This is a genomic window from Pseudomonas sivasensis (assembly GCF_013778505.1).
Classification (GTDB): Bacteria; Pseudomonadota; Gammaproteobacteria; order Pseudomonadales; family Pseudomonadaceae; genus Aquipseudomonas; species Aquipseudomonas sivasensis.
In genome coordinates, this window is the sequence record NZ_JAAOWU010000001.1 from 294886 (window position 1) to 307910 (window position 13025).

Consider the following 13025-nt stretch of genomic DNA (forward strand, 5'->3'; position numbering starts at 1 on the left):
TTACTGAACGGTTTCCGGACGCACATGGCGCGCGGCAAACATCAGGACACCGGACAAAAAGCACGGCAAGGCGCCGAACCACAGCGCGGCGGTCTGCCAGTCGCTGCCGGCGGACAACACCTGGGTTGCACCGAAACCGGCGACTACTGCGCCAATCGGTCCCATGGCGTGGATGATCGCGCCACCGGTGGCGCGGATGCTGGTGGGGAAACTTTCGCTGATGAAGAACAGAGCCGCCGAGTACGGCCCGATCAGGAAGAACAGGCCCAGGCTGTAAAGCCCGACCACCATGGCCATGTTGCTTGGGCCAAACAGCATACCGGCGAACGACAGGCCGCCCAGCATCCAGCCCAGGCCGATCACGTTGCGACGGCCGATCTTGTCACCCATCCAGCCGTGGCTGAGGTAACCGCAGTAACCCACCAGGTTCGACAGCACCAGGATGATCAGCGAGTTCTCGAACGAGATGTGGTGCACGCTGACGATCACGGAAGTGCCCAACACGCTGAACACCTGGATCGCCGCCCAGTTGAGCAACAACGCAGCGCCGATCACCAGGGTGGCGCGGCGGGCCGGGCCACGGAACGCAGCTTTCAGGCCGGCCTTGCTGTGTTCGTCGTAATCCACGCCGTAGGTTGCGGCCACGTTCTGTGCTTCTGTCACCGCGCCGTTTTTGCGCAGTTGGCTGATGCGTTCATGGATCTGGAACTGCGGGCTCTCCTTGAGCTTGCGCGCCATGATCGCAATCACCACCGCCGGGATCGCGGCGAAGATAAAGCAGCCCTGCCAGCCGATGATCGGTAGCAACAGTGCAGTCAAGCCAGCGGCGATCAATGCACCGACCGGCCAGCCGCCCTGCACCAGGCTGTAGATGAAACCGCGACGTTTGGTCAGTCGCGGGTCTTCCGAGGCGCCGTACAGCTCACTCAGGTACGTGGCGTTGACGGTTTCCTCGGCATAGCCCAGGCCGCCCAACGAACGGATCAGAATCAGCGGTGACTTACCCCACGCCCCACCAATCGCGGTCAGCGCCGAGCACAGCGCGGAACCGGCCACGGTGAAGATAATGCCCTTGCGACGGCCCAACTTATCGACCACAGGGCCGATGGCAAAGGCGACCACTGCCGTGCCCACCGCCACCCACGTCGCGATTTCAGCTTGCTCCACTTCACCCCAGCCAAAATGCCGGCCGATCTCCGGCAGCAAGGTGCCGAACAGGATGAAGTCATACACCGCAAACACCCAGGCGAAAAACGCAATCCAGGTCGCAAACCGCACTTCCTTGGAGGTGAGTTGCCGGGGTTTCCAGCCAGTCAGGTCAAGCTTGTTGTAGATGGACATGAGTCGCGCCTCGGAGGTGGGGGGCTGTTTTTCTAAGGGTCAGGTACGGGGTTGGCGGCGGATAAAGTCATCGGCGATTTCGTCGAAGGTGACGAAGCGCACGCCGGCATGGCTCTGGATGTGTTCGATCAGGCGCTCAAGCATCAACAGCACTTGCGGGCGGCCGGACACGTCGGGGTGGATGGTCATGGTGAACACCGCGTGTTCGTGTTCGCGATAGACCCAGTCGAACTGGTCGCGCCACATTTCTTCGAGGTGACGCGGGTTGACGAAACCGTGGCTGTTGGGGGCTTTCTTGATGAACATCATCGGCGGCAGGTCGTCCAGGTACCAGTTGGCCGGGATCTCCACCAGGTCGGTTTCTTCGCCGCGCACCAAGGGTTTCATCCAGGTGTCGGGGTGCTGGCTGTAGTCGATCTTGGTCCAGGTGTCGCCCTTGCGGACGTAGTACGGATGGAAGTCGTTGTGCATCAGACTGTGGTCGTACTTGATGCCCTTTTTCAGCAGCAGTTCGTTGGTGACCTTGCTGAATTCCCACCAAGGCGCGACGTAGCCGGTGGGACGTTTGCCAGTCACCTGAGTGATCAACTCGATAGATTTATCGAGGACGATTTCTTCCTGCTCGGCGGTCATCGCAATCGGGTTTTCGTGGCTGTAGCCATGCACGCCGATTTCGTGACCGGCGTCGGCCACGGCCTTCATCTGCTCAGGGAAGGTTTCCATCGAGTGGCCAGGGATAAACCAGGTGGTGCGCAGGCCGTAACGTTCAAACAATTTGAGCAGGCGCGGCGCGCCGATTTCACCGGCGAACAGGCCACGGGAAATATCGTCGGGCGAGTCTTCGCCGCCGTAGGAACCGAGCCAGCCGGCGACGGCGTCCACGTCAACGCCAAATGCACAGAGGATGTCTTTAGCCATGGTGTGTCTCCTTAAACGTTAATTACGGTTTCGACGGACAACGCTGCGCGCAGCAGGCGTGCGTCTTCTCCTGTCGGGGCGCTGAGCAGCAGCCCGGTGGGCAGGCCCTGGGCATCGCGGCCGCTGGGCAAGGTCACGCCTGGCATGTCCAGCAAACTGCCGGGCATGGTCAGGCGCAGGGTGGCGAGGTTGGTGTTCACGAAGAGGTCGTCGTCGTTTTCCAGGGGCGCCAAAGCGGGCGCGACGTGGGCGACGGTGGGGGTGATCAGGATCGCGCCGTCAAGGTCGTCGAGCAGTTGCTGTTGCAGACGACGGCGCGCATCGGTCAGGTGGATAAGTTGGCTGGCCGGCAGCGCGCGGGCGGCTTCGAGGCGGCGGCGCACGCGGGGGTCGAGTTGCTCAGCATCGGCGCTGTCAAGCAGGGTTTGGTGCAGGGCGAACGCTTCGAAGGCACCGAGCCAGCCGTGGTGTTTGATCAGGTCCAGAGTGGCCTGGAAGGTCGGGCATTCACGTTCTTCGATCAGCGCGCCTTGGGCCTTGAGTTGCGCCACGGCGCTCAGCAGATTGTTGCGCACAGCGGGCTCGACGTCCTGCTGCGCCAGTACAAAGCGCTGGCCTTTGAGGCTGCGGGCGCTGTGGGTCTGTGTGCGGCCATGGAGCAGGTCATCGATGGCCAGCGCATCACGCACGCTGCGGGTCAGCGGGCCGAGGCTGTCGAGGGAACGAGCCAGGGGAAATACGCCGTCACGGCTGTAACGTCGGCTGCTGCTGCGGTAACCCACCACACCATTGAGCGCCGCCGGGATGCGAATGGAGCCAGCGGTGTCGGTGCCCATGGCAATCGGCACAATGCCGGCGGCCACGGCCACGCCCGAACCCGAGGACGAGCCGCCGGAAATGCGCGGCTGGTCCGTGCCATGGGGGTTGTGCGGCGTGCCGAAATGCGGGTTGAGGCCCAACCCTGAATAAGCGAGTTCGCTGAGGTTGGTTTTGCCGATGCTGACCATCCCGGCGCGGCAAAGCAGGCCCACGCTCGGTGCGTCGAGCAAGGCCGCAGGCGCGTTGCGCCGGTAAGCAGCGCCGGCTGTGGTGACGCTGCCAGCCACGTCGAACAGGTCTTTCCAGGCCACGGGCACACCATCGAACCCGCTCAAGGGCTGGCCAGCTCGCCAACGGGCCGCGGACGCTTCGGCTTCACGGCGGGCGCGCTCGGCGGTCAGGGAAATGAAAACGCTGGCCGAGCGGCTCGCTTGATCGAGTGCCTGTTCGAGGGCTTGCACCGGGTCGCTGCGACCGCTGGCGAAATCCTCGGCCATTGATGTGGCGTCTGACATCAGGAGAACCTCATAAAACGTACATATTCATAAAATGTACATTTTACAAAGGCAGCTTTCGTGCCAGTCTCTGCGTAGCGCTGTTTACGCGGTTACGGTTTTTCGCCCATAGCAGCGGGATAGATGGTTTTGATCGATGGAAAAATGTCTTGCATCACACCTGGGATCCACCTCCAATGAAATAATGTATCTTTTATTAATAAGTACATTTTGGTGCAGAAAAGTAACAGTCACACCTTTCAGGCCCCAAAAAAGTGCCACCGACGTAGCACAGAGTGACAGGCGCAACTTATGAGAGAATCCCCGGCCACCGTCCTACAAGCCCCAGAGAAAGTGATGAAAGCAGTGTCCGCCTCGGCCTCCCGTTACGCGATGATTCACCAGGTGTTGCGCGACGCGATCGTCAATGGCACCGCCCGTCATGGCTTGGTTTTACTGGAAGCGCCCTTGGCCGAACTGTTCGGCACCAGCCGCGTGCCGGTGCGCAAAGCGCTGGACCTGCTGCATGCCGAAGGCTTGATCTGCCGCTTCAACGGCCGGGGTTATCTGATCAACCCCGAAGGCCTGGTCATGGAGCCGCTGCGCCTGCCCCTGAGCCATGCGCACCTGGGTCTCAACGGCGAGGCTGAGCTGGTGGACACCCGGCCGCTGGGCGAGCGGATCGTCGAGGAGATCGGCGCGGCACTGTCCACCTGCATTGCCTTCGGCCATTACCGCTTGGATGAACAAGCCGCCGCCGACCACTACGGCGTCAGCCGAGCGGTGGTGCGTGAAGCGCTGATGCGCCTGCGTGACCGTGGCCTAGTGGAAAAAGAGCCCTACTCCCAATGGTTGGCCGGGCCGTTGACCGCGCGGGAAGTCACCGAGGATTACGAACTACGTGCCTGCCTGGAGCCCGAGGCGCTGCGCCAGAGCGCACCGAACCTGGACCGCGAGGTCCTTGAAGCCATGCTGCAGCGGGTACTGGATGCCCAGAACAGCGCCGAGTGCAGCCTGGAAGCCATCGAGCAGATCGAAGAAGACTTGCACCAGCGCTGCCTGGCCGGGATGCAGAACCGCAAGATTGCCGCGCTGATTCGCCAGGGCCAAAGCCCGATGATCATCAGCCGGATTTTTTACCGATTGCTGGGGATCGGCGCGGATCCAGCCATGCTCGCCGAACATCGCTTGATTCTGGAGTTGCTGCTGCATGGCGCGTTTGACGCGGCGGCGTTGAATCTGCGCGAGCATTTGCAACGGGCACGGCAGCGGATGTTGCAGCGTTTGAAAGTGCTATCGGTGCTGCCAGAACAGCCACTCCCCGCCTACCTCCACAAAATCAGCTGACGCAACACGGAGCCAATGTTGGCAGGGCGTTGCGACGATTGACTTGCCCTCTCCCACATTGACCAAGTCGCCGCAGGAATTTCATGCAATATGTTGCTATCTCACGCCCCCCATTGAAACCACTGCTGCCTCGCCCCATCTAACCTCCATACTTCCTTATGCAGGTGCCCCATGAGCGACCAGCAAGAATTCCCTGATTACGACCTCAACGACTACGCAGACCCCGAAAACGCTAAAACCTCCTCGTCCAATACCGGCCTGGCTCTTCCAGGGCAAAACCTGCCGGACAAGGTCTACATCATCCCGATCCACAACCGGCCTTTCTTCCCGGCGCAAGTGCTGCCGGTGATTGTCAACGAAGAACCGTGGGCTGAGACCCTTGAGCTGGTGAGCAAATCCGACCACCACTCACTCGCTCTGTTCTTCATGGACACGCCGCCGGAAGATCCACGCCACTTCGACACCTCCGCCCTGCCGCTGTACGGCACCCTGGTGAAGGTGCATCACGCCAGCCGCGAGAACGGCAAGCTGCAATTCGTGGCCCAGGGCCTGACCCGCGTGCGCATCAAGACCTGGCTCAAGCACCATCGCCCACCGTATCTGGTGGAAGTCGAATACCCACACCAGCCCACCGAGCCGACCGACGAGGTCAAGGCGTACGGCATGGCGCTGATCAATGCGATCAAAGAGCTGCTGCCGCTTAACCCGCTGTACAGCGAAGAGCTGAAGAACTACCTCAACCGCTTCAGCCCCAACGACCCGTCGCCCCTCACCGATTTCGCCGCCGCGCTGACCTCGGCCACCGGTAACGAGCTGCAGGAAGTGCTGGACTGCGTCCCCATGCTCAAACGCATGGAAAAAGTCCTGCCGATGCTGCGCAAGGAAGTCGAAGTCGCGCGCCTGCAAAAGGAGCTCTCCGCCGAGGTGAACCGCAAGATCGGCGAACACCAACGCGAGTTCTTCCTTAAAGAACAGCTCAAGGTGATCCAGCAGGAGCTGGGCCTGACCAAGGATGACCGCAGCGCGGACGTGGAGCAATTCGAGCAACGCCTGGAAGACAAAGTGCTGCCAGCCCAGGCGAAAAAACGCATCGATGAAGAACTGAACAAACTGTCAATCCTGGAAACCGGCTCGCCGGAATATGCGGTCACCCGCAACTATCTGGATTGGGCAACCTCGGTGCCGTGGGGCGTGTACGGCGAGGACAAGCTCGACCTGAAACACGCGCGCAAGGTGCTGGATAAGCACCATGCCGGCCTGGACGACATCAAGAGCCGCATCCTCGAATTCCTGGCGGTGGGCGCTTACAAAGGCGAAGTCGCCGGCTCCATCGTGCTGCTCGTCGGCCCGCCGGGCGTGGGCAAGACCAGCGTGGGTAAATCCATCGCCGAGTCCCTGGGCCGGCCGTTCTACCGATTCAGCGTCGGCGGCATGCGCGACGAGGCCGAGATCAAGGGCCATCGCCGTACCTACATCGGCGCTATGCCGGGCAAGCTGGTGCAGGCGCTCAAAGATGTTGAAGTGATGAACCCGGTGATCATGCTCGACGAGATCGACAAGATGGGCCAAAGCTTCCAGGGCGACCCGGCCTCGGCCCTGCTCGAAACCCTCGACCCGGAACAGAACGTCGAATTCCTCGACCACTATCTCGACCTGCGCCTGGACCTGTCCAAAGTGCTGTTCGTGTGCACCGCCAACACCCTTGACTCAATTCCCGGCCCGCTGTTAGACCGGATGGAAGTGATTCGCCTGTCGGGCTATATCACCGAAGAAAAAGTCGCCATCGCCAAGCGTCACCTGTGGCCAAAACAGTTGGAAAAAGCCGGCGTATCGAAAAACACCCTGACCATCAGCGACGGCGCCCTGCGCGCATTGATCGACGGTTATGCCCGTGAGGCAGGGGTGCGCCAGTTGGAGAAACAACTGGGCAAACTGGTACGCAAAGCCGTGGTCAAGTTGCTGGATGCGCCGAACTCGGTGATCAAAATCGGCAACAAGGACCTGGAAAGCTCCCTCGGCATGCCGGTGTTCCGCAATGAGCAAGTGCTGTCCGGTACCGGTGTGATCACCGGACTGGCCTGGACCAGCATGGGCGGCGCGACCCTGCCAATCGAGGCGACGCGCATCCACACACTGAACCGCGGCTTCAAACTCACCGGGCAATTAGGCGAGGTGATGAAAGAGTCTGCCGAAATTGCCTACAGCTACATCAGCTCCAACCTGAAGTCGTTTGGCGGCGATCCGAAGTTCTTCGACGAAGCCTTCGTGCACTTGCACGTGCCGGAAGGTGCCACGCCGAAGGACGGCCCGAGCGCTGGCGTGACCATGGCCAGTGCGTTGTTGTCCCTGGCCCGTAACCAAGCGCCGAAAAAAGGCGTGGCCATGACCGGCGAACTGACGCTGACCGGGCATGTATTGCCGATCGGCGGCGTTCGCGAGAAGGTGATTGCTGCGCGACGTCAGAAGATTCACGAGCTGATATTGCCGGAGCCCAATCGCGGCAGTTTTGAAGAGTTGCCGGAGTATCTTAAAGAGGGCATGACGGTGCACTTTGCCAAGCGGTTTGCGGATGTGGCTAAAGTGCTTTTCTAAGCGATAGAGAGCAACCGTGTACTCATAATGACCAGGTTCAAGCCTGGTCATTTTCATTTCAGATTTGCGGTAATCAATCCCTTCCTGAGTTATCGCCAACCCGTCTAAAAAACTGTCATTTCTCACAGGTCCCAGTTGTTCCGGCGCCCTCTACATTGAAGCGACTGCGCGTCCAATCATGCGCAGGTCCAATCAAGGAGAAACCAATGACAGCAACTCGCGAAGCACCAGCCGAGATCGAAAACATTACGGGTGAGTTCAAAGGATCCGTGTCCAAACGTGGGAATTTCCAAACCCAACAGCTGGAATATACAGCCGATGACAAATGGCTTGGCATAACCGCCATTGCTGAGCGACAAAGCCGCCAAAGCGAGCGAAGAATCGAGCTGGTACTCCATCGTGATATTAAGCCCGGCACGTACCATTTTGAAGGCACCCCCTCACCACCCGTGGTGAGAGTGCGCTACTTTGAAATGTACCGCATCGGCTTCTACCACTATCTGGGTGAGGCCACAACCCAAAAAGGAACGCTGGTTTTAGATATCTCGACAGACAACCAACACCATACGGCAAAGCTAGACTTCACCGTCAAGCTCCGGAACGGAAATGAACTCAAGCTAAGCATCAAATATGACGTATGGCTGACTACGACCCTTATTTGAAACTTAGGCGGCACAGACGGTGCCGCCGTCACACCTTGTCTCATCTTCGGTTATGCTCGCCCTTCGTCGTGTATAAACGGAGTCTCCATGACTGCTGCCCGCCTGCTTCTCCCCCTGAGCCTTTGCCTGCTGACCGCGTGCGCCAGTGCGCCGAAGCAAAACGTCACCGTGGAAAACCAGAGCGCCTGCCCGCTCCAGCTTAAAACCGGGCAAAACCTGATCCTCACCCTGCCGAGCAACCCCACCACCGGCTACCGCTGGGCCATCCAGGATTCCGCCGGCGGTGTGCTGCGCGCGCTGAGCCCTGAGGTCTACAGCAGCACTGAGTCCGGCGTGATCGGGGGCGGTGGTCAATCCACCTGGCGCTTCCAGGCGTTTGCCGCCGGCCAGGGTCGTTTACGCCTGACGTCCCAGCAGCCGTGGGAGCCGGAAGCCGAACCCGTGGAGACCTTCGACTGCACCCTTACGGTGAACTGATATGCCATGGCTGATACTCGCGTTGATGGGCGCCGCCACTTTTATCTACGGTGTGAGCACTCACGCGATGTTGCTCTGCCTGCTGGTCAAACCGCTGCCGGTACTGGCGTTGTTGGGCTGGCTGCATGACGCACCGCCCACCGACTATCGACGCTGGATCAGCCTCGGGCTGATTTTCTCACTGGTGGGCGACGTGTTGCTCGCTTGGCCTGGCGACTTGTTTATCTTCGGCCTTGGCGCGTTTCTGTTTGCGCACCTGGCATACCTCAAGGCCTATTTCAGCGATTGCCGTCGTTTGGCGGTATTACCGTTGGTATTGGCGCTTGGTGTAGGCGTCGTCCTGCTGAGCATCCTGATTTCCCATGGCCTTGGCGACTTGTTGATTCCCGTCGTGGTTTACGCCTTGGTGATCAGCACAATGCTCTGGCGCGCGCTCGCGCGGCTGGGCAGTGACGTGCCAAAACGCTCGGCCTTACTGGCTGCGGCGGGCGCGGTGTCGTTTGTGTTTTCAGACGCCCTGATCGGCATCAATCGGTTCGTGGTGGCGTTCGACGCCGCGCCGTATTTGCTGATCACCACGTATTGGCTTGGCCAGTGGGGCATCACCGCCTCTGCTTTCCATCAGACAACCCGCGCACGCGAGGGCCAACTTGGCTAAAATGCCGGCCTTTCCCCCCTCGTCGCCGGAACAACCGTGAGCAAAGAACCCGATCGCCTTTTCGCCCAGCCCCTGCCCCAGGTGCCGGACTTCGCCTTTAACGAGGACGTGGTGCGGGTATTCCCGGACATGATCAAGCGCTCGGTGCCAGGCTACCCGACTATCGTCGAAAACCTCGGTGTGCTCGCGGCGCAGTTTGCCCAACCCAACAGCGTGCTCTACGACCTGGGTTCATCCCTTGGCGCTGTCACCCAAGCCCTGCGCCGACACGTGCGTACCGACGGCTGCCGAGTGATCGCGGTGGATAACTCCGCCGCCATGGTCGAGCGCTGCCGCGAATACCTCAACGGCCAGGACTCGATGTTCCAGGAGTTGCTGCCGGTCGAGGTGATCGAGGGCGATATCCTCGCGCTGCAATTCCAGCCGGCCTCGGTGGTGGCGTTGAATTTCACCCTGCAATTCATCGCGCCCGACGAGCGCCTGAGCTTGCTGTCGCGAATTCGTCAGGCGCTGTTACCGGGCGGTGCGCTGATCCTTTCGGAAAAGCTGCGCTTCAATGACCTTGAAGAACACGCGCTGCTCACCGACCTGCATATCGCGTTCAAACGCGCCAACGGCTACAGCGAACTGGAAATTGCCCAGAAGCGCAGCGCCATCGAAAATGTCATGAAGCCCGACAGCCTCGAAGAACACCGCGAACGCCTGCTGGCAGCCGGGTTCTCGAAAGTCGTGCCGTGGTTCCAGTGTCTTAACTTTGCCTCGTTGATTGCCCTGCCATGATTGATCTGTCTCCCCTCGCCCGCCATTTGGTCGGCACTCCTCTGGCCGTATGGGCCCAAGGCCTGCAAGCGCAGCTCGACAGCAAAATGGAAAAAGGACATGGCGACCTGGAGCGCTGGCAGAGTGCATTGGATGCACTGCCGAAGATCATGCCCAGCGACGTCGACTTACTGAATGACCTGGTGCTGGACACCGACTGCGACGACGAAACCCGCGCACAGATGCGCACCGCATTGATGGGCCTGAGCCCATGGCGCAAGGGGCCGTTCCACCTGTTCGGCGTGCACGTCGACACCGAATGGCGCTCGGACTGGAAGTGGTCACGCGTCGCACCGCACCTGGACTTGAAAGGCAAGCGCATCCTCGATGTCGGCTGCGGCAACGGTTACTACATGTGGCGCATGCTCGGCGCCGGTGCCGACAGCGTAATAGGTGTCGACCCTAACTGGCTGTTCTTCTGCCAGTTCCAGGCGGTGCAGCGGTATCTGTCCGAACCGAAAGCCTGGCACCTGCCATTTCCGTTTGAAGACTTGCCGGCCAACCTCGAAGGCTTCGACACGGTGTTTTCCATGGGCGTGTTCTACCACCGTCGCTCGCCCATCGAGCATTTGCTGGCGCTGAAGGACACCTTGGTCAAGGGCGGCGAATTGGTCCTGGAGACCCTGGTGGTGGAAGGCGACCAGCAACAGGTGCTGGTGCCGGAAGACCGTTATGCGCAGATGCGTAACGTGTGGTTCCTGCCGTCGGTGCCGGCGCTGATGCTGTGGCTGCGCCGCGCAGGTTTCAGCGATGTGCGTTGCGTGGATGTGAGCGTGACCACGGTGGAGGAACAGCGCGGGACGGAATGGATGAAGTATCAGTCCCTGAGTGACTTCCTCGATCCCGAGGATCACAGCAAGACGATTGAAGGGCTGCCGGCACCGATGCGGGCGGTCATCATCGCCAAGAAGTAACCGCTAATCTCCCTGAAAAAATGAAGATCAAAAATGTGGGAGGGGCAAGTCGAATCGTCGCACCGCCCCTCCCGCATTTGATATTCGGTGTTGGTTAGATCTGAGGCTTGGCCCGGCGAGCCTTGAAGAATTCGCTCAATACCATGCCGCACTCCTCGGCCAGCACACCGCCTTCAAACATCACTCGATGATTCAGAAAGCCCTGGGTAAAAAACTGCCCCTGGCTTTGCACAATCCCCGCCTTCGGCTCCAACGCGCCATAGACCACCCGCGCGACTCGCGAATGCACGATCAACCCCGCGCACATGCTGCAAGGCTCCAACGTCACATACAGCGTGCTGCCCACCAGCCGGTAGTTACTGATGGCCTGGGCGGCGTCGCGTATGGCGACCATCTCGGCATGGGCGCTGGGATCGTTGCCGCTGATGGGGCGGTTGAAACCTCGACCAATGATTTCACCGTCCTGTACCAACACCGCACCCACGGGCACTTCGCCCAGTGCGGCGCCTTGGGCGGCAAGTGCCAGGGCTTCACGCATGAAGTCTTGGTCGCGGCTGCGGTCGATGATTGCCGCGGGGCGAATCTGGCGCATCACGCCACCTCGATGGCGGCCATCAGGCCGGTTTCCATGTGGTCGATGACGTGGCAGTGGAACATCCACACTCCAGGGTTATCCGCCACCAAGGCCACGCGGGCGCGCTCGTTCTTGCCCAACAAATAGGTGTCGGTAAAGTACGGGATCACCTTGTGGCGGTTCGAGGCGATCACCTTGAAGCTCATGCCGTGCAGGTGGATCGGATGCTGGTACTGGGTCATGTTCTTCAATTCGAAAATGTAGCTCTTGCCCTTTTCCAGCTTGGCAATCGGTCGGTCGGCGCAGGTCTTGTCGGTGATGTCCCAGGCCTGGCCGTTGATCTGCCACAGGCTCGGCGGCTTGCCATTGTCGACGTTGACCGAGACCGAGCCGACCCACTCGAAATTGAAGTTGAGTTTCTCGGCATTGGCCAGGTCCGGTTCGGCAATCGGATTGGCGGGCAGCGCCGGGGGCCATTCGGTCGGTGCATCGGTGTTGGCGACTGAGCGGAAAGTGCCCAGGCGCACCGGGCCGTTGCGAATCGAGAGCTCTTCGCCCGCCGGCGGTGCCTTGATCGCCAGGCAGATGCGCATACCCGGACCCAACCAGTACTCCTTGCCCAATGGACGCGGTTCGATGGGATTGCCGTCCAGCGCATAGATCTGCGCTTCGACGTCGGGGATGTTGATGCGATAGGTCAGGGTGTTATCGAGGTTGAGCAGGCGCACGCGGGTGATCTGCCCAGCGGGTAAGTCGATCACCGCCTGGGATACGCCATTGATCGTCGACAGCCGCCCGGCCGTACCGCCACGCGCCGCTTCACGGGGAACGCTGAAGGCAACGAATGCACCCTCTTCGTCCACATGCCAGCTCTTCAGGCTGAGGGTCCGTTCGTGTTTGAAACCGGCGGGTTCACGCTCTTCGATGATCAGCGGGCCGACCAGGCCTCGGCCGAGTTCTTCGCTACTGTTCACATGCGGGTGATACCAGTAGCTGCCGGCGTCGGGCACGCGGAATTTGTAGTCGAAGTATTCGCCCGGCAGCACCGGCAGTTGCGAGACATAGGGCACGCCGTCCATTTCCAGCGGCAGGCGGATGCCGTGCCAGTGGATGGTGGTCGCGACCGGCAGGTGGTTGATAAAGCGCACCCGCAACCATTCGCCCTGACGCACACGCAACTCGGTGCCGGGTGCCGAGGGGCCGAACGCCCAGGCTTGGGTCTTGTGCCTCGGCACCAGCTCCACGTCCAACGGTGCAGCGATCAGCTCGTAGTCGTGACCCGCTTCGGATTCGGCGACTTTCCCCAGCCAGTAACGGTAGGCGCCACCGGCACCGACGCCCACTACGGCCAGGCCTGCAAGACCACCCAGGATTTGTCGACGGGAAAAGGATCGGGACACAACAACCTCA

At 60.6% G+C, this 13025-nt stretch carries 12 protein-coding genes; 7 read left to right on the forward strand and 5 right to left on the reverse strand.

Going from position 1 to position 13025, the window contains the following annotated elements:
• From G9Q84_RS01315 to G9Q84_RS01325, 3 genes are read right to left on the reverse strand one after another with little or no spacing between them, the layout of a single operon-like run.
• Window positions 1-1341 carry an MFS transporter gene (locus G9Q84_RS01315; RefSeq protein WP_032886468.1) on the reverse strand — a complete coding sequence of 447 codons (1341 nt, stop codon included), beginning with the start codon at window positions 1339-1341 and terminating at the stop codon, window positions 1-3.
• Between the two features lie 39 nt (window positions 1342-1380).
• The gene (locus G9Q84_RS01320; protein WP_003210406.1) at window positions 1381-2259 is read right to left on the reverse strand and encodes a polysaccharide deacetylase family protein; all 879 of its coding nucleotides are present in this window, start codon (window positions 2257-2259) and stop codon (window positions 1381-1383) included.
• An 11-nt stretch (window positions 2260-2270) separates the two neighbouring features.
• Window positions 2271-3593: an amidase gene (locus G9Q84_RS01325; RefSeq protein ID WP_181642770.1), complete on the reverse strand. Its 1323-nt coding sequence runs from the start codon at window positions 3591-3593 to the stop codon at window positions 2271-2273.
• A 336-nt stretch (window positions 3594-3929) separates the two neighbouring features.
• Here G9Q84_RS01325 and G9Q84_RS01330 point away from each other — a divergent pair, with 336 nt between their 5' ends.
• The 7 genes from G9Q84_RS01330 (at window position 3930) to cmoB (ending at window position 11041) form a co-directional block, all read left to right on the forward strand.
• A complete protein-coding gene (locus G9Q84_RS01330) occupies window positions 3930-4919 on the forward strand; it encodes a GntR family transcriptional regulator (protein WP_095183918.1) in 990 nt (329 codons plus the stop codon).
• A 171-nt stretch (window positions 4920-5090) separates the two neighbouring features.
• Complete coding sequence (gene lon, locus G9Q84_RS01335; protein WP_032886465.1) at window positions 5091-7511, forward strand: endopeptidase La; 2421 nt, start codon at window positions 5091-5093, stop codon at window positions 7509-7511.
• Window positions 7512-7717: 206 nt separating this feature from the next.
• Window positions 7718-8173 (forward strand): hypothetical protein, encoded by a 456-nt coding sequence (locus G9Q84_RS01340; protein WP_032886464.1) that lies wholly within the window; start codon window positions 7718-7720, stop codon window positions 8171-8173.
• A gap of 87 nt (window positions 8174-8260) precedes the next feature.
• A complete protein-coding gene (locus G9Q84_RS01345) occupies window positions 8261-8650 on the forward strand; it encodes a protease inhibitor I42 family protein (protein WP_032886463.1) in 390 nt (129 codons plus the stop codon).
• A gap of 1 nt (window position 8651) precedes the next feature.
• Window positions 8652-9308, forward strand: a complete 657-nt coding sequence (locus tag G9Q84_RS01350) for a lysoplasmalogenase (RefSeq protein WP_181642771.1) — start codon at window positions 8652-8654, stop codon at window positions 9306-9308.
• Between the two features lie 36 nt (window positions 9309-9344).
• Complete coding sequence (cmoA, locus tag G9Q84_RS01355; protein WP_032886460.1) at window positions 9345-10088, forward strand: carboxy-S-adenosyl-L-methionine synthase CmoA; 744 nt, start codon at window positions 9345-9347, stop codon at window positions 10086-10088.
• Entirely contained in the window at window positions 10085-11041 is a 957-nt protein-coding gene (gene cmoB, locus G9Q84_RS01360) for a tRNA 5-methoxyuridine(34)/uridine 5-oxyacetic acid(34) synthase CmoB (RefSeq protein ID WP_032886458.1), read from the forward strand. The genes cmoA and cmoB overlap by 4 nt, the downstream gene beginning before the upstream one ends.
• Before the next feature lie 94 nt (window positions 11042-11135).
• Here cmoB and tadA read toward each other — a convergent pair whose 3' ends face one another.
• Window positions 11136-11633, reverse strand: coding sequence for a tRNA adenosine(34) deaminase TadA (gene tadA / locus G9Q84_RS01365; RefSeq protein WP_181642772.1), 498 nt, complete (start codon window positions 11631-11633; stop codon window positions 11136-11138).
• Window positions 11633-13015, reverse strand: coding sequence for a multicopper oxidase family protein (locus G9Q84_RS01370; protein ID WP_181642773.1), 1383 nt, complete (start codon window positions 13013-13015; stop codon window positions 11633-11635). The genes tadA and G9Q84_RS01370 overlap by 1 nt, the downstream gene beginning before the upstream one ends.
• Window positions 13016-13025: the final 10 nt, after the last annotated feature.

Excerpts from the sequence above, each read along its gene's own strand:
- G9Q84_RS01315 (WP_032886468.1), bottom strand. The coding sequence starts at position 1,341 with ATGTCCATCTACAACAAGCTTGACCTGACTGGCTGGAAACCCCGGCAA.
- G9Q84_RS01320 (WP_003210406.1), bottom strand. The coding sequence starts at position 2,259 with ATGGCTAAAGACATCCTCTGTGCATTTGGCGTTGACGTGGACGCCGTC.
- G9Q84_RS01325 (WP_181642770.1), bottom strand. The coding sequence starts at position 3,593 with ATGTCAGACGCCACATCAATGGCCGAGGATTTCGCCAGCGGTCGCAGC.
- G9Q84_RS01330 (WP_095183918.1), top strand. The coding sequence starts at position 3,930 with ATGAAAGCAGTGTCCGCCTCGGCCTCCCGTTACGCGATGATTCACCAG.
- lon (WP_032886465.1), top strand. The coding sequence starts at position 5,091 with ATGAGCGACCAGCAAGAATTCCCTGATTACGACCTCAACGACTACGCA.
- G9Q84_RS01340 (WP_032886464.1), top strand. The coding sequence starts at position 7,718 with ATGACAGCAACTCGCGAAGCACCAGCCGAGATCGAAAACATTACGGGT.
- G9Q84_RS01345 (WP_032886463.1), top strand. The coding sequence starts at position 8,261 with ATGACTGCTGCCCGCCTGCTTCTCCCCCTGAGCCTTTGCCTGCTGACC.
- G9Q84_RS01350 (WP_181642771.1), top strand. The coding sequence starts at position 8,652 with ATGCCATGGCTGATACTCGCGTTGATGGGCGCCGCCACTTTTATCTAC.
- cmoB (WP_032886458.1), top strand. The coding sequence starts at position 10,085 with ATGATTGATCTGTCTCCCCTCGCCCGCCATTTGGTCGGCACTCCTCTG.
- tadA (WP_181642772.1), bottom strand. The coding sequence starts at position 11,633 with ATGCGCCAGATTCGCCCCGCGGCAATCATCGACCGCAGCCGCGACCAA.